The sequence below is a fragment of the Providencia sp. PROV141 genome (assembly GCF_028481645.1).
Taxonomy (GTDB): Bacteria; Pseudomonadota; Gammaproteobacteria; order Enterobacterales; family Enterobacteriaceae; genus Providencia; species Providencia rettgeri.
The window spans coordinates 42,901-58,969 of the sequence record NZ_JAMPPR010000018.1 but is presented as its reverse complement, the minus strand read 5'-3'; the positions used below and the strand labels follow the sequence as shown (position 1 = coordinate 58,969).

Genomic DNA, 16,069 nt, shown 5'->3' with positions numbered 1-16,069 from the left:
GCTGAATTAAAGAAGGCTTAGCGAAAAAAGTTTTATTTAAAAAACTCTAGTAAGCCTTCTAACCTATTCAGGCACTCAATTGAGTGCCTTTTTTGTTTTAATAGGTAGTAAGGATATAAGCTAGTGCTTTTTAGTCATATTTATCAATCTATTATGTTCCCATTGGTGAAAGAGCTTATCCAATAAAAATAGTTTGATTACCTTTATCGCTAACAGCCCGCCCCAAATAGCACTAACCCAAATAGGCCAATAGCTCTCTGGTGCATAAATATAATTAGCGGTATACAGTATTACGCATACAATAATCGCTGTTATTATATTTTTAAGTAACTTTGTTTCATTTCTTACCCGCTTTTTAGCCTCTTCTATCCGATTATCTAGCTCAATACTTTCGGGTAAAGGTGTAGATGTCAGTTCAGACACACTCACATTAAATACTGATGCTAATGCACTGAGTGTTTCTAAGCTAGGTACTTCACCGTTTTCAACTCGTTGGATAGTTCTTGTGCTCAGTGATGATAGTAGAGCGAGCTGTTCTTGAGACCAAGCTCGCGCTAATCTCAATTGTTTAATTTTATTTTCCATCATAACCTACCTTAAAAATCGAATGATCTTAGGAGATGGCTATACTGTCAGCATAATGCAATCATGACCACGACAGCATGACGACAGAGCGACGACACCGCAGTGACAGTGATAAATACTATTTTATAGAATAAAAAACGCCCAATAACAAATGTATAAGGCGCCTTGTTTCACACAACACAGAGGAAGAACAAAAGGAGTTACTCTCCTGCAATACTCATTTCTGGGATCAATACCGAACCACACTGAATATTACTGCGAGTTTCAATATCATCAGCGATAGTCACCATATTCGCCCACATATCTTTTAGGTTTCCAGCAATAGTAATTTCACTCACTGGATACTGAATCTCACCGTTTTCGACCCAAAAACCTGAAGCACCACGAGAATAATCGCCTGTAATCCCACTCACCCCTTGGCCCATTAACTCTGTAACGATTAGCCCTGTTCCCATTTGTTTCAGCAATGCATCAAATGAAAGCCCTTGGCCTGCAATACGCCAGTTATGGATGCCACCTGCGTGGCCAGTGCTTTGTAAACCTAGTTTTCTTGCTGAATAGCTGGTCATCAACCACGTTTGTAGAACACCATTTTCGATGATATTGCGTTCACAAGTGCGAACACCTTCGCTATCAAAAGGTGATGATGCTAATCCGCCCATTAAATGTGGTTGCTCATTGATAGTTAGCCAGCTTGGTAGAATTTGCTTTCCTAAGCTATCGAGCAAGAAAGAAGATTTGCGGTAAATACTGCTGCCACTAATGGCACCAACTAAGTGACCAAACAGACCTGTTGCCACTTCGGCCGCAAAAATAACAGGCGCTTTCATCGTAGGTAATTTACGAGGTGATAAACGAGATAAGGTGCGTCGAGCGCATTCCTGCCCAACCCACTCAGGGGACTGTAATGCACCTAAGCTACGACCGATCGTATAAGCGTAATCACGTTCCATCTCACCATTTTGCTCTGCAATCACGCAACTCGACATCGAATAGCGGCTTGAGCAGTAGCTTTGCAACATACCGTGGGAGTTGCCAAACACACGCACACCATAGTGCCCATTAAAGCTGCCGCCTTCCGTATTCACAATGCGGGAGTCTGCATTTAATGCTGACATTTCTGCAATCGATGCTAAGCGGATGGCTTCTTCGGGAGAAAGTTCGCTCGCTTGGAACAAATTGAGGTCGGGAACCTCAAAAGCCAGCAAAGATTTGTCTGCCGGCCCTGCACACGGGTCTTCTGAGGTGTAGTTAGCGATATCAATTGCCGCCTGAACTGTGCGTTCAATCGCTTCAGGGCTTAAGTCTGTAGAAGAGGCACTACCTTTACGTTGTTGATGATAAACGGTGATCCCTAATGCCCCATCACTGTTAAACTCAACATTTTCGACTTCCCCTTGGCGGGTACTCACACTGATCCCAGTGCTTTTGTTTACTGCGACTTCCGCGGCATCACAACGTGTTTTTGCAAATTCTAATGCGTGTGCGACGGCTTCTTCGAGTTTTTTACGTTGTTCAGTGACTTGTTCAGTTACACTCATGCTTTAGTCCAATCAATAATATGGGGGAAACGTGATTTTCTGCCCTAACACGTAAATGCTAGGTAGTCATAGAGGGGTTTTCCCAGTTACAATATATAATAGATGAATGTTAACACTCACAACACAGTAAATCATATTAATTACGCGTAATTAAACGACTGTGTTCGGTAAAAAGGAAAATCGATATGGCCAAACAGCCTGATGACTGGCTGGATGATATCCCAGCGCCGCAAGACGAAGAAGACGAGGAAATCATTTGGGTCAGTAAAAGCGAAATTAAGCGCGATGCTGAGATCCTCAAAAAATTAGGGGCTGAGCTCGTTGATTTAAGTAAAAGTGAATTAGAACGTATTCCGTTAGATACTCAATTACTTGAAGCTATTGAACTTGCCCAAAAAATCAAACGTGAAGGCCGCCGTCGCCAATTACAATTGATTGGTAAGTTATTACGTTCACGTGAGGTTGAGCCGATTACAGAGGCTCTGGATAAGCTTAAAAACCGTCACAACCAGCAAGTAGTCATTTTACATAAGCTGGAAGACTTACGTACCCGTTTATTAGATGGCGGTGATGAGGTCATTGAAGACGTGGTTGCCCTGTTCCCACAAACAGACAGGCAACAATTGCGTGCATTAGTGCGTAATGCAAAAAAAGAGCGTGAAGGCAATAAACCGCCAAAAGCCTATCGCCAAATTTTTCAATATTTGAAAGATCTGTCTGAAATGGCTTAATCGATAATCCCCTACGCTACGGCTAGGGGATTTTTCTTGGTAAATTAAGCATTAATCTGAAAAACCTAATAGCGTGTTGATAGCGCTGCCGAAACAACTTATCATGCCATTGTTAGTCATACTCTGACCCGTATTATCGCGGCTGCTGAACCCCGATAAATAATGAGGAAGATATGGATAATACCCGAAATAGAGCATGGCGCAGAGCCAAAGCTCGTATCAATAAATCCCGCGATCAACTAAATTCACGCCTAGTTGACTGCTATATACCTGAAAAAAACTGGAAACAGATGTACGGTCGAAGCGAAAAAATGATCCGTGCAGCCCAATTAGGTATGGCATACCCGCAAGTAAGTAACATACAACTTGCCCGTATTAGCCTTGAAGAGATACACAACAACTCGTGAATATTTTATTCATCTGCAGTAAAAACCAATGGCGTAGTCCAACCGCTGAGCAGATCTGGCGCAACCATGAAAGTTGGGTCACCCGTTCAGCGGGAACGAGCCGTAATGCACAACGCCCCGTCAATGCAGACTTAATTCGTTGGGCTGATGTCATCTTTGTGATGGAGCAAAAACATAAAAACCGCTTAAAAGCAGATTTTTCCCGCCTTTTGGAATACAAACCGCTTCATGTTCTGGATATCCCTGATGACTATCCATATATGGACCCAGAGTTGATTGAAATACTCAAAGCCAGTGTGCCTAGTATTCTTACCAGCCATAACTAGCTAAAATGCGCTTTGATTGTATCAAGTAGTGTTTTGAACTCAGTATAGCCTTCTCTATCAAGGAAATGCCCGGCAGATTCTTCAATAATAACCTGTGTTTTTAAAGCCTCTGCCAATGCTTTCGAAGACCTTGGTGACACAATTTCATCATTGGTTGATATAATCGATATTCGATTATTTGCTATCTGTATGAGTTCATCATAATTCAATGGCTCAAGGGTGTGATGCTGTAATTCTGGCAATGTTTCTTGCGTTTCATCAAACCCTGATACCAATACATAACCCGCTACCGATTGCCTCGTATTTTGCAAAAATCGTAATGCGGTAATGCAACCTAAGCTATGACCAATCAAAACCGTATTTTCATCAATATCAAAAGGTAAGTGTTGTAAGCGCTGCTGCCACCTTTTAGGGTCGGGAGTTAAAGAATCAGGCATGGTGGGGACGTTAACAAAAGCGCCTAAGGCTTCAAGCTCTGATTTCAACCATGGAAACCAATTTTTATCCGGGGATGCCGTATAGCCGTGAACAATAAGGAATTTTTTTTCTTTTAGCGGAAATGCAGTGCAGGTAACGTTATTCATCCTAAAGACCCCTATCAGCTCAGTTATCTTATTTAGACTTTACCATGAGTGATAGGAATATTAGTTAGAGCTTTTTGTTATATCTAAAGCAAAAACGAACTCTTCTTCCCACATATCTTGTGCGTCATTCATCACATCAATAACATCTGCGAATTTTATACGTTGTTCGGCTGTCATATGTGAAAACGTGATGGTTACAGGCAACTCAATGGCAGCGGAAACCATGTCCCACAGGGCATCAAGATTATAGCCAAACCAATCAGGAAGGGAAAATTGTTGAGCAAATTGATCATAAAAATCATTCAATGAGTTTATATGTCTGAAATCAAAGCTCACCTGTTTGCTCATTATGATTTTCCTTTAGTTGACTTGAGTAAAGCTCTTATAGTGGTCATGAGTCACAAAAATCATCCCATCCGATGAGTACAGCAAACGGTCTGCCCCGCGATGACCACAGCGATAATTGATATCTGCTTCAAACCACTGACGCCCTTGTGCAATTGGCAAACTTTTTTCACGGTTAGAAAAACGGTCTCCGCCAATTGCTCTTCCAGGTAACACATCGCAAAGATTACCTTTTTTCGCATCCCATCCGGCTTCACGGGCTTGTTTCTTCGTCATATAGAAAGCTGGAAGTTTTTGATATTTTTCCATAAAACTAACCACGTTGTCTTGTGCAGTTAGCTTATCAATCGGTTGTGGTGTTTCTTTTGGTGTTATCGCTTCACGAGAAGGTGGATTGCTTTGATTAATGGATGGTTCAGATGGTGTTTTATCTCCACCATTGAAATAAAGGCTAATCACAATCAAAATAGCCATCAATACGACAGGTAAAAAACGTTTATTCATAACACCTCAGTTGTTTTGTGCTTTGCAGGCACACAATCGCCCTAGTCACAACACCGACAAGAAATTGTCACCAGGGCGAGCAGAGCCTAGTTTATATCGCCATAAACGATTATGCGGTACCGCCAACGGTCAGTTTGTCCAGTTTTAATGTAGGTTGGCCTACACCAACAGGAACACTTTGGCCTTCTTTACCACAAACACCAACGCCTTTATCTAGCGCTAAGTCATTACCAACCATTGAAATCTGCTGCATAGCTTCAACACCCGAGCCAATTAACGTCGCTCCCTTCACAGGAGAAGTAATCTTACCCTTTTCAATCAGGTAAGCTTCTGATGTTGAAAATACAAATTTACCTGAGGTGATATCTACCTGACCACCACCAAAGTTTGGTGCATAAATGCCTTTATCCACACTCGCAATAATTTCTTCTGGCGTTGATGTACCTGCTAACATGTAGGTATTGGTCATACGCGGCATAGGTAAGTGCGCATAAGATTCACGGCGTGCATTACCTGTTGGATTAACTCCCATCAGGCGTGCATTCAGTTTATCTTGAATATAATTACGTAAAATACCATTTTCTATTAGGACGTTATACTGACCAGGTACCCCTTCGTCATCAATAGCGAGAGAGCCACGACGGCCCGCGATTGTGCCATCATCCACGACGGTACACAGTGGTGATGCCACTTGTTCACCAATTTGGCCAGAAAAAACAGAAGTGCCGCGACGGTTGAAGTCCCCCTCTAAACCATGCCCCACCGCTTCATGTAATAGAACCCCAGGCCAACCGGCACCCAGCACAACAGGCATCATTCCCGCAGGAGCCGCAACCGCAGACAGGTTCACCAGTGCCATACGCACCGCTTCGCGTGCATATTGTTCAGCAACCACTTGCCCTTGGTGAATTTCCAAGAAATATTCATAACCATAACGACCACCACCGCCACTTGCACCGCGTTCGCGCTTACCGTCATGTTCCACCAGTACGCTGACTGACAAACGCACTAACGGACGAATATCTGCCGCCAAAGTGCCATCTGTTGCAGCGACTAACACTTGCTCATAAACACCGGTTAAACTGGCATTGACCTCAATGACACGTGGGTCTTCCGCGCGTGCAACTTGGTCAACACGGTGCAGCAAATCAATTTTTTGTTCCCGCGATAAGCTTTGCAGTGGATCTGCCACTGAATACAGTTTTTTATATTCAACGTTAGTTAAAATTTGTGATTTACCAGAGCCTTGCTCATTCACAATGCTGCGTGCAGCGGTAGCACTTTGTGTCAGCGCGTGTAGTGAAATTTGGTCTGCATAAGCAAAACCCGTTTTTTCACCACTGACAGCTCTCACACCAACACCTTGGTCGATATTGTAAGAGCCATCTTTGATGATCCTATCTTCAAGCACCCACGACTCATGGAAGCTCGATTGAAAGAACAGATCCGCATAATCCAGATGGCGCTCAGATAACAAACCTAAAATGTCATACAGATTTTCTTGCCCAAGGCGGTTGGCGGCCAGCAAATGTTCGCTGACAGAAACTAAACTCATATTCGTTACTCTTTGGTTTCTTTTTTAATCAATGATGTCAATTGCGGTCTAAAACGATTGTGTTTCACCACTTTTATTTGCTCGCGCATGACACTCAAGCTGTCTGTTTTAATATTCAGCACCGTAGAAGCGACTGCATCCACGTTCTTTTTCATCACTTTACCCCACCCATCAACTGCAAGGCTATGCCCCCACGTGCGACGTGTGCCGTGCACACCGACTTGAGCAGGCGCTAAAATATAGCATTGGTTTTCTATCGCACGGGCACGTAATAACGGCTCCCAATGTGCTTGACCGGTGTAACGAGTAAATGCCGCTGGTACAGAGATAATTTCTGCACCTTGCTCACGTAATGCTTGGAATAAACCAGGAAAGCGTAAATCATAGCAAATCGTCATGCCAAGGCGACCCACTGGCGTATCAACAACAGTAATATGTTCACCACGCTGATAGATCACCGACTCGTTATAAGTGCCTTGTTCATCTTCGATATTGACATCAAACATATGAATTTTATCGTAGCGTGCTTTAATATTTCCTTCGGCATCAAACAACAAGCTACTACTTGTAATACGTTCGGGATCTTCACGGCTAATCATTGGCATTGAGCCAATTAAAATCCAAACATGATAACGTTTAGCCATTGCGCTGATCGCTTTTTGCAAAGGGCCTTTCCCCTGCTCTTCCGCTTGTTTACGATAGGTCGCAGCATCTGCAAATAACAATGCGTTTTCAGGTGTCAGTACTAACTCAACAGTTTCTGGTAACTGTTTGATCTGTTGTTCGATTTGCGCCAAATTGTGTTTAGTATTATTTCCGCTACATAACTGCAAAAGTGCAACGTTGCCATTTTTCATTACTCTTGAGTCTCCTTCAGTTGACGTAATACTTCATCAATTTTCGGCTCGTCCAAGCTACCTGTTACTCGGTAACGAATAACGGAAACTTTACTCCATAGTGGACCGAGCACTTTCGTTGCCGCAAATACGGCAGCGCCTGCAAATGGGTTTACCACAAACGCGGTTGCTACTCCTACTGTAGCAGATATTTCCGGTGTAATGACGGCTTCAACATTAATTTGGCGTTTAACAAGGTCAATTTGACCATTAAAAGCAATATCGGCAACTAAACCATCAACATAGGTATTTTTCGAAACCAGTACACCATTTTTAATGGTCGCATCACCTTTAATGGAATCAAAATCAAAGTCATCACTAAATGTATCGCTAAAATCAAATCGTAGTTTACGTAACAGCGCATCAAAGCTAACTAGACGCAATATTTGCCCTGCACGACCGCCGCCCATTTGTGCAATCGCTCCTTTACCCAATTTCGCAGACATTTTACCATTTAAAGAGGCAATATCTGGTGACCAAGGCAAATTAGCCCAATCTAAATCAAATTCAATAGTATAAGGTGATTGGGTAATAGGAACCAATATACCAAAATACGCCGCTGTTTCGTCAAAAGCTTCGCCGGTCAATGAACCTGCAATTTGCGTTTTATTGCCTTTTTCGCTATTCCAAATAGCATCTAGCGTTAATTTCGTAACACTGTTATCTAGCGTGCCATCCGTCAGTTGCAATAACGTCCCTTTAGGTTGGATATTCGCACTAATTTCACCCAATTTCTGCCCAGCAACCCAACACTCTTTACAGTAAAACTGCAATTGTGGCCATTGGCTAAAATCAAATTGCGTCGTGGCAAGGTCATTGATTTGAGCACTAGAGGAAGTACTAGGATTGTAATACAAATAATCAATAGCAACCTGCCAAGGCTGTGAAGCAAAGATTTGTAACGAGCCTTTTAGGTTTTCACTGTTGATACTGACCAATTGCTCAGCCCGTTGTAAATCATAAGAAAAGTTTACTGCGTTCCATTGCTGCCCAGCGAGGTAGATTGATGGAATATTGACCTGTAGCATATCCGGCAAGCCAATATTCATACCACCTTCGCGACTATGGGATGACACTAGTAACCCGGCCAATTTCTCCCAGTTCATATCGGTAATCGCTGGCAAATCAACAATAAAAGCTGAGTTTTTTGGGAGTTCAGGGATAACATTACGCCATTGAGCGATATGGGCTTTTAATAAACTCAGTGGCTTGTCACTCAACCCCCATTGGGTATTAAAACCAATGCGCTTACCAATATCACCACTAACCACCAATTGTTCTGTCGTCCCTTTTGCTTGAACATTAATTTGCCCAAGCTCTGCTAACAAAGCGTTATCAATAGCAGGTAGTTGGCTTCTCAGTTGTTTTAACCCTGCCGTAACATCGATTTGCAAGCCAACAGGTTCTTTTGTCGTATTCGGAATGGTGATGGCAACTTGGCTTTTCCAGTCAGTGGTTCCTGATAATTTTTGTTTAATCTCAGCAGGTAACATTGCCAGCTTATTCACCGCCCAGTTTCCGTTAATATTCACATCCACTAAATAATTTTTTGCTTGGTCAGTGGTGGTGAAATCGACAGTAATCGGCTGTTCAAACCAGTGTCCACGCAGGTTTTCACCGCGTAAATCTCCATTGTTAAACTCAAAGCTGCCCGTTAAAGCAGAAATAGTGCTATCAATTGGCTGAATATATAAATCATTTTTATTGAGATTGACCTTTCCTTTGGCAACAACATCCTTACCCGCCACCAGTGGAATAGATAACCCTAACTGGCCATTAACAGTCCCCCCAATTTGTAACTCTTCAAGCGTATCGCCAATTGAGTGGTTCATCGGGGTATGCACAAAATATTGCTGGATTTGTTTTCCAGTTCCACTGATATCTGCATTGATATACAGCATTTCTTTAGTGTAATCAGGGATGTTGGCATCAAGGTTGGTTGCTGTGGCATCCGCCAGTTTCACCGTTGGTGCATGCATAAATAGCCCTGCACGCCTAAAGTCTAAATCCATATCTAAGTTCAATAATGCAGGCCATTCACTGTCATATTCGAATGTCGCATTACGCAGAGGGACATAAACCTGGAATTGCCCATCATTGTTATCGTATGGGAAATGAGCTGGATCACCTTTGTAGACTAACGTCGCATTATCTACACTACCTGCGATAATGGCTTTCGTCAGGTAATCCGCCACATCTTGTCCCATTAATTTTTGTGGAAAATAACGCCACGCATCCCCTGCATCATCTAAACGAATTCCGGCAAGAATGGAGAGATCGGCATAATTTCCTTTTTTCGCTTTTGCGTAATGAAACTCACCATTAGCCCAAAGAGACTGAGCTTGTACCCCTAATGATGGGCTCCACAGTTTAAACTCACTGTCATTATTTACCCAATGGAACTGGCCTGTTGCCGTCTTTATTGAAAAAGGAGCCTTAAATTCATCGCGATAGTCCACTTCACTATCTTGTAAGCTAACTGTGGCACTACCACTTTGCATGCCACCAATTAAAGCACCCGAAAAGTGATTGACTGAAGGCAACTCTTTCCATTTTTTCCAGCTGACATTTTGCCAATCCATGTTGATTTGTACGTTTTCAGGCATGTTTTGCGTGATATCAAGGGCAAATTCACTCACGACACCAGTTGGTTGACGATGTTGCCAATCCTGTACCATATCAGGTGTCAAAAAAGAAAATGTGGGTAAAACTTCGCTTAAACGTTCGAGTTCAATATCTTTAGCACGGATGCGCCAATGGTCATTATCTTGATATTTTTTGCTGGCAGGCAAATACAATACAGAAACGCTCCCTTGCGGCCAGATAACCTCATTGGTTTTCAAGGTATCAAGCTCAGGAATGTTAAATAACCACCCATTCCCCTGCCTTTTCATTCGCAAAAGCAAATCATTAACTTGTAAGTTTTGGGCTAATTCGCCTGTTCCCCAGTTAGCTTCGCCTTGTCGTAGTTGAATAAGGCCATTATCAATTTGATTATTTCTCAGGGTTACCCAAGAAGACAGGCTAAAATTGGCATCCCGCAATGAAGTATTATCACGCAGCCAGCGGCTAAGCCATGGCTGCATATCAATATTATCCGCTTGCAGATAAAAAACCCCATCACTTAACACGCCATTTTTATCTGACACATCAAGCTTTACTTGCAGATAGCCATGCTGCTTATTAATGGTCTCAAGACTCACAAAACCTTGAGCACGATGCCGTTCATTATCATTAAGCCATGAAAGCTCAGGTAAAATCAGTGTTGTTTTTTGTTCAGAAGGTGTGAGAAAGGTTAATTGGCTTTCTTTTAATATAAAGTGGTCGAATTGCCGTAAAAATAGCTCTTCAATGCTATCTAAAGACTCGCCTTCCGCGGAGTCTCCAAGGCTTAAAGGAACTTTATAATCAACATTTAACTGATAAAAAGTTAAATCACGAAAGCGCCAGCGTAGAGAAAATAATGAGCTCCAGATATCTAATTCAACCGTAATGGCATTCGCGGTGACATCCGTAGTTTTACTCTGTAAAGCGACATCGGATAACGTCAGTACAGGGCCAAAAGATTGCCAAGCCCCTTCGATTTTACCAATTTGTACAGATACATCGGTCTTTTTTTCAACATAATCGACCAGATCCTGTCGATAGTTGTCAATATTTGGCAGAAGAAAACGCAGCCCTGACAGCACTAATGCGCACAGTAATAATATAACCGCAGTCGTCACCAGTGCTACACGTGGCAGTCGTCTCACTCAAATCTCCTTATTACATCATTACGACATCAAAACGTTCCTGACTGTAAAGAGGTTCAGTCTGAACTTTAACTTGCTTCCCAACAAAGATTTCAACTTCTGCAAGGGCATGTGATTCATCCCCTTTAAGAACATCAACCACCGCTTGGGATGCATAAACTAAGAACCTATCTGCATCGATAGTACGGTGAACGCGAACTATTTCACGTAAAATTTCATAACAAACTGTTTCTACCGACTTGACGGTTCCACGCCCTTGGCAAGTTGGGCAGTCATCACATAACACATGTTCTAGGCTTTCTCTTGTGCGCTTACGCGTCATTTCAACTAAGCCTAGCTGTGAAAAACCATTAATGGTGGTTTTGACTTTATCTTTACTCAATGCCTGTTCTAATGATGCTAGCACACGGCGACGATGTTCTGGGTCAACCATGTCGATAAAGTCAATAATAATAATACCGCCTAAATTACGTAAACGCAGTTGCCTTGCTATTGCTTGAGTCGCTTCGATATTAGTATTGAAGATGGTTTCTTCAAGATTACGATGACCAACAAATGCCCCAGTATTGATATCAATCGTCGTCATGGCTTCAGTTTGGTCGATAATCAAATAACCACCTGATTTTAGCTCTACTTTTCGATCCATTGCTCGCTGAATTTCGTTTTCAACGTCAAACAAGTCAAATATTGGCTGATTACCTTGATAAAGTTCGAGCTTAGCTGTCATTTCTGGCACATACTCTTCGATAAACTCTTGCAATTGAGTATAAGTCAAACGGGAGTCAACACGAATACGATCAAGATGAGCACCAGCAAAATCACGGATAATGCGGTAAGCAAGCGCTAATTCACCATAGATTTTTGTGCGAGTCACATTACGTTTTTTTCGTTCAATCACTTTCGCCCACAGGCGCTTTAAGAAGGCCGCATCCTGTTTAACTTCCTCCTCTCCGACCCCTTCGGCTGCCGTACGGATGATAAAACCACCATTTTCATCACAATACTGTGAAACACACTCTTTTAGGCGTTCTCTTTCAACTTCACTTTCAATACGTTGAGAAACGCCCACATGGGAAGCCCCTGGCATAAAGACCAAATAACGAGAAGGGAGAGTTATATCTGTAGTAAGGCGAGCGCCTTTGGTGCCAAGGGGGTCCTTAACGACTTGAACGATTAAGTCTTGTCCTTGCTTAACGAGCTCAGCGATGTCCCTAACATGAAAGTTCTTTTGTTCGTCACCCGCAATGCATTCCGTATGGGGCATAATATCCGAAGCATGCAAAAAGGCCGCTTTATCTAGACCAATATCAACAAAGGCCGCCTGCATCCCCGGTAAGACACGGCTCACGCGGCCTTTGTAAATATTCCCTACTAATCCTCTTTTTGCTTCTCGCTCAACATGAATTTCTTGTAATATCCCACCATCAATATAAGCAACGCGCGTTTCAGATGGTGTAATGTTCACTAATAGTTCCGCAGTCATGACTTCCCCTTACCATCACTTAACGCTAAAAATCGCTGAATTAGCTCGTCTGTTTCAACCAGTGGTAAACCAACAACCCCATGGTAGCTGCCATTGATTTTACGTATAAAACGCCCACCAATGCCTTGAATTCCATAAGCGCCAGCCTTATCCATTGGTTCTCCTGACTGTATATAATCCCGTATTTCGAGTAAAGATAACTCGCGGAATGTCACATCTGTCACAATTAGTGACTGTATCGTCTGTTGACGGTTGGATAAGGCAATAGCCGTCATCACTTGATGAGTTTTTCCCGATAACGCACTTAGCATCTCTTCTGCATGCTGGCCATCTCGCGGTTTTTCCAAAATTTTGCCTGCAAGAACAACGATAGTATCCGCACCCAAAACAGGTTGATTATCGGGTGCTATCGCAACACCGGCTAAAGATTTATCTCGTGCAAGACGTTGCACATAGTCTTGAGGTGTCTCCCCTTCCTGCCACTGTTCTTCTACCTCTGGACGCAAGATTTCAAAGGTATAATTAAGTTGCTGAACAAGTTCACGTCGACGGGGTGAGCCAGACGCAAGATAAATTAAACACATAAACTGTATTCCCAGTCAGACCGACAACTAACATCCTAACATACTGAAAATTGCCGGCGAATTTTACGTAAAAGCAAAAATAGCCATGGCCATAGAATACCATTCACTACGCTATTCCAAAATACTTGCGGATGGAATAATACTTGTGATGATAGAAATTCAGCCCAAAAAACAGCAAGATCCTGAATGATAGTAAGCAACATAATCACCAGTGCTTGCTGCCACAGCGCCATGTTGCGCAACAACTGGTGCTTATAAGAGACGAGATAGCAAATAATGCTAAAAGAGAGGGCATGTACCCCCAGTGCTGAACCCTGAATGGAATCAACGATAATCCCTAAGATAAAGCTCGTGCCAACACTCACACGGTGTGGTAGCGCCATCACCCAATAAGTGAGAATCAACAGAAGCCATGATGGCCGGTAAAAGCTGAGTTGCTCCGGCCAAGGCATGACTTGCAATATCAACGCAATGAAAAACGATAACCAAATGATGGCACGGCCATTTCCACGATACTCATCCATGCTAATTTACTCTCTTGCCCATAACCATACTGTGTTTCCTCAACTTATGGTTGTGACGTCGGAGCCATTGAGGGTGGCAATGGAGGCCCCTGAATTTCATTCGGGTTAGGCAATACTTGTGGCAATACTTTCATTAAGCGTTCATTTGCTGCACGATAAACTTCCGAAGGCTGTAGTGGCGTTTTAGGGTCGTTATCATTTCCCCATAATAACAAAAGATAACGTAAACGCTGTAATTCGGCGCTCGGCTTCGCGCTAATGATGGTATACGCTCGTTGTGTGTCATGTTTTACGGCAGAGACCACCCCTACTGGATAACCTTCAGGGAAACGCCCCCCTAACCCTGACGTGACAAGGACGTCACCAACACGAATATCGGTATTTTCAGGTAACGGTTCTAATTGGATATCATCAGCACATCCGGAACCGGCTGCAATCACACGAACATCATTACGTAATACTTGCACAGGCAATGCATGAGTAGTGTCACAAATTAGCAGGACACGGCTATTAAAGTTACTTACCCCAACCACTTGGCCAACAACGCCTTTATCACTAATAACGGGTTGCCCTTCATAAACGCCTTCATTACTGCCTTTATCTATAACTACTTGGTCACGATATGGCGTGTTTGCCCCTGAAATAACCTGCGTTACCATCATGTGTTCATCTTGACGAAGTGGCGAGCCAAGTAACTCCCTTAAGCGTGCATTTTCCTGCTTAAGTTGCTCTAAAAGCAAGTTGTCCGCTTTTTTCAGTAATAGCTCTTGGCGTAAGGCTTTATTTTCGAATTGCAGTTGTTCTCTTGAAGAGAAACTTTCGGAAATATTATCTAGAAATTGGCGTGGGCCATTCGCTAAAAAATAGAATGGGCTAACCGCCGTGTCTAAGTAGTTACGGACTTTATTGAAAGGCTCAAAACGATGGTCAATCACCACCAGTACAAGTGCAATGATTACCGCAAAAAATATGCGTAACTGTAGGGATGGACCTCGCCTAAAAATTGGCTTCATGTGTGGCTAAGTTTCGCTAATGTCAGAGGAACAAAAAATAGTCAAAACAGTTGGAGAACCTTCCCCAACTGTTTCTAAAAGGCCATTTAGTCTTCGCTAAACAGGTCGCCACCGTGCATATCAATCATTTCTAACGCTTTACCGCCGCCACGCGCGACACAAGTTAGTGGATCTTCTGCAACGATAACCGGAATACCCGTTTCTTCCATCAATAAGCGATCTAAATTACGAAGAAGCGCGCCACCACCCGTTAAGACCATACCGCGTTCTGAGATATCTGAGGCCAGTTCAGGAGGACACTGTTCAAGTGCTAGCATTACTGCGCTGACAATTCCTGTTAGAGGTTCTTGCAATGCCTCTAAAATTTCATTGGAATTCATTTTAAATCCGCGAGGCACACCTTCTGCAAGGTTACGACCGCGAACTTCAATCTCGTAAACTTCGTCGGTTGGGAATGCAGAACCAATTCCATGTTTAATGCGTTCTGCTGTCGCTTCACCTATTAGTGAGCCATAATTACGGCGTACATAGTTAATGATAGACTCATCGAAACGGTCACCACCAATACGTACCGAAGAAGAGTAAACAACGCCATTTAAAGAAATAACAGCGACTTCTGTTGTACCACCACCGATATCAACAACCATTGAGCCTGTTGCTTCTGATACAGGTAACCCAGCACCAATAGCGGCAGCCATCGGTTCTTCAATTAAGAAGACTTCACGCGCCCCCGCACTTAACGCAGATTCACGAATGGCTTTACGTTCAACTTGTGTCGCACCAACAGGCACACAAACAAGGACACGCGGACTTGGGCGTAAAAAACTATTACTATGAACTTGTTTGATGAAGTGCTGTAACATTTTTTCAGTCAAGAAAAAGTCAGCAATAACACCGTCTTTCATTGGCCTGATTGCCGAAATATTGCCTGGTGTACGTCCCAGCATCTGCTTCGCTTCACCACCGACTGCAGCAACGCTTTTTGGCGATCCAGAGCGGTCTTGACGAATAGCAACTACAGAGGGTTCATTTAATTTTACGCCTTGTCCTTTGACATAAATAAGGGTATTGGCCGTACCCAAGTCAATAGACAGGTCATTAGAAAACATGCCACGAAATTTTTTAAACATAACGAAAGAGTTATCCTGCAAGCTGGGGACGAATTTAAACCCGTCTACTCTACCAACCACTTGAAGCTGCCTCAAGGCGTTAATGAGCTGCTTCTATAAATATGGTTAA

General features: G+C 43.0%; 16 protein-coding genes. 3 read left to right on the top strand and 13 right to left on the bottom strand.

Translation table 11 applies throughout. The features are described 5' to 3' along the window. Positions 1-120: 120 nt before the first annotated feature. Together PSF09_RS12395 and pmbA are read right to left on the bottom strand one after the other, a co-directional pair. Positions 121-588, bottom strand: coding sequence for a helix-turn-helix domain-containing protein (locus tag PSF09_RS12395; RefSeq protein WP_272664348.1), 468 nt, complete (start codon positions 586-588; stop codon positions 121-123). Positions 589-785: 197 nt separating this feature from the next. After that, entirely contained in the window at positions 786-2,126 is a 1,341-nt protein-coding gene (gene pmbA / locus PSF09_RS12390) for a metalloprotease PmbA (RefSeq protein WP_272664349.1), read from the bottom strand. A 185-nt stretch (positions 2,127-2,311) separates the two neighbouring features. On the opposite strand from pmbA, the gene yjgA reads away from it, so the two are divergent. The 3 genes from yjgA (at position 2,312) to PSF09_RS12375 (ending at position 3,590) form a co-directional block, all read left to right on the top strand. Beyond that, positions 2,312-2,857 (top strand): ribosome biogenesis factor YjgA, encoded by a 546-nt coding sequence (yjgA, locus tag PSF09_RS12385; protein WP_004258329.1) that lies wholly within the window; start codon positions 2,312-2,314, stop codon positions 2,855-2,857. 173 nt (positions 2,858-3,030) lie between these two features. After that, positions 3,031-3,264: a hypothetical protein gene (locus PSF09_RS12380; protein WP_210835947.1), complete on the top strand. Its 234-nt coding sequence runs from the start codon at positions 3,031-3,033 to the stop codon at positions 3,262-3,264. After that, on the top strand, positions 3,261-3,590 hold the full coding sequence (locus PSF09_RS12375) for a low molecular weight protein tyrosine phosphatase family protein (protein WP_210835941.1): 330 nt from the start codon (positions 3,261-3,263) through the stop codon (positions 3,588-3,590). Before PSF09_RS12380 ends, PSF09_RS12375 begins: the two co-directional genes overlap by 4 nt. Here the strand turns inward: PSF09_RS12375 and PSF09_RS12370 are convergent. From PSF09_RS12370 to PSF09_RS12320, 11 genes are all read right to left on the bottom strand, one after another. Continuing rightward, positions 3,587-4,174, bottom strand: coding sequence for an RBBP9/YdeN family alpha/beta hydrolase (locus tag PSF09_RS12370; protein WP_004908243.1), 588 nt, complete (start codon positions 4,172-4,174; stop codon positions 3,587-3,589). The two genes, PSF09_RS12375 and PSF09_RS12370, sit on opposite strands and share 4 nt — an antisense overlap. 60 nt (positions 4,175-4,234) lie before the next feature. Further along, positions 4,235-4,522, bottom strand: coding sequence for a barstar family protein (locus PSF09_RS12365; RefSeq protein WP_272683963.1), 288 nt, complete (start codon positions 4,520-4,522; stop codon positions 4,235-4,237). A gap of 12 nt (positions 4,523-4,534) precedes the next feature. Continuing rightward, on the bottom strand, positions 4,535-5,023 hold the full coding sequence (locus PSF09_RS12360; RefSeq protein WP_004908236.1) for a ribonuclease domain-containing protein: 489 nt from the start codon (positions 5,021-5,023) through the stop codon (positions 4,535-4,537). A 109-nt stretch (positions 5,024-5,132) separates the two neighbouring features. Then, entirely contained in the window at positions 5,133-6,578 is a 1,446-nt protein-coding gene (gene tldD, locus PSF09_RS12355; RefSeq protein WP_272664351.1) for a metalloprotease TldD, read from the bottom strand. Between the two features lie 5 nt (positions 6,579-6,583). Next, complete coding sequence (gene nit1 / locus PSF09_RS12350; RefSeq protein WP_004908231.1) at positions 6,584-7,435, bottom strand: deaminated glutathione amidase; 852 nt, start codon at positions 7,433-7,435, stop codon at positions 6,584-6,586. After that, a complete protein-coding gene (yhdP, locus tag PSF09_RS12345; RefSeq protein ID WP_272664352.1) occupies positions 7,435-11,226 on the bottom strand; it encodes an AsmA2 domain-containing protein YhdP in 3,792 nt (1,263 codons plus the stop codon). The genes nit1 and yhdP overlap by 1 nt, the downstream gene beginning before the upstream one ends. A 13-nt stretch (positions 11,227-11,239) precedes the next feature. After that, positions 11,240-12,709, bottom strand: coding sequence for a ribonuclease G (gene rng, locus PSF09_RS12340; RefSeq protein WP_004908223.1), 1,470 nt, complete (start codon positions 12,707-12,709; stop codon positions 11,240-11,242). Further along, positions 12,706-13,293 (bottom strand): Maf family protein, encoded by a 588-nt coding sequence (locus tag PSF09_RS12335; RefSeq protein ID WP_210835932.1) that lies wholly within the window; start codon positions 13,291-13,293, stop codon positions 12,706-12,708. The genes rng and PSF09_RS12335 overlap by 4 nt, the downstream gene beginning before the upstream one ends. A gap of 35 nt (positions 13,294-13,328) precedes the next feature. Next, a complete protein-coding gene (gene mreD / locus PSF09_RS12330) occupies positions 13,329-13,817 on the bottom strand; it encodes a rod shape-determining protein MreD (protein ID WP_115167923.1) in 489 nt (162 codons plus the stop codon). A gap of 44 nt (positions 13,818-13,861) precedes the next feature. Further along, positions 13,862-14,830, bottom strand: a complete 969-nt coding sequence (gene mreC / locus PSF09_RS12325) for a rod shape-determining protein MreC (protein ID WP_109911672.1) — start codon at positions 14,828-14,830, stop codon at positions 13,862-13,864. A gap of 86 nt (positions 14,831-14,916) precedes the next feature. Next, the gene (locus PSF09_RS12320) at positions 14,917-15,960 is read right to left on the bottom strand and encodes a rod shape-determining protein (protein WP_004908213.1); all 1,044 of its coding nucleotides are present in this window, start codon (positions 15,958-15,960) and stop codon (positions 14,917-14,919) included. Positions 15,961-16,069: the final 109 nt, after the last annotated feature.

Excerpts from the sequence above, each read along its gene's own strand:
- PSF09_RS12395 (WP_272664348.1), bottom strand. The coding sequence starts at position 588 with ATGATGGAAAATAAAATTAAACAATTGAGATTAGCGCGAGCTTGGTCT.
- pmbA (WP_272664349.1), bottom strand. The coding sequence starts at position 2,126 with ATGAGTGTAACTGAACAAGTCACTGAACAACGTAAAAAACTCGAAGAA.
- yjgA (WP_004258329.1), top strand. The coding sequence starts at position 2,312 with ATGGCCAAACAGCCTGATGACTGGCTGGATGATATCCCAGCGCCGCAA.
- PSF09_RS12380 (WP_210835947.1), top strand. The coding sequence starts at position 3,031 with ATGGATAATACCCGAAATAGAGCATGGCGCAGAGCCAAAGCTCGTATC.
- PSF09_RS12370 (WP_004908243.1), bottom strand. The coding sequence starts at position 4,174 with ATGAATAACGTTACCTGCACTGCATTTCCGCTAAAAGAAAAAAAATTC.
- PSF09_RS12365 (WP_272683963.1), bottom strand. The coding sequence starts at position 4,522 with ATGAGCAAACAGGTGAGCTTTGATTTCAGACATATAAACTCATTGAAT.
- PSF09_RS12360 (WP_004908236.1), bottom strand. The coding sequence starts at position 5,023 with ATGAATAAACGTTTTTTACCTGTCGTATTGATGGCTATTTTGATTGTG.
- tldD (WP_272664351.1), bottom strand. The coding sequence starts at position 6,578 with ATGAGTTTAGTTTCTGTCAGCGAACATTTGCTGGCCGCCAACCGCCTT.
- nit1 (WP_004908231.1), bottom strand. The coding sequence starts at position 7,435 with ATGAAAAATGGCAACGTTGCACTTTTGCAGTTATGTAGCGGAAATAAT.
- rng (WP_004908223.1), bottom strand. The coding sequence starts at position 12,709 with ATGACTGCGGAACTATTAGTGAACATTACACCATCTGAAACGCGCGTT.
- PSF09_RS12335 (WP_210835932.1), bottom strand. The coding sequence starts at position 13,293 with ATGTGTTTAATTTATCTTGCGTCTGGCTCACCCCGTCGACGTGAACTT.
- mreD (WP_115167923.1), bottom strand. The coding sequence starts at position 13,817 with ATGGATGAGTATCGTGGAAATGGCCGTGCCATCATTTGGTTATCGTTT.
- mreC (WP_109911672.1), bottom strand. The coding sequence starts at position 14,830 with ATGAAGCCAATTTTTAGGCGAGGTCCATCCCTACAGTTACGCATATTT.
- PSF09_RS12320 (WP_004908213.1), bottom strand. The coding sequence starts at position 15,960 with ATGTTTAAAAAATTTCGTGGCATGTTTTCTAATGACCTGTCTATTGAC.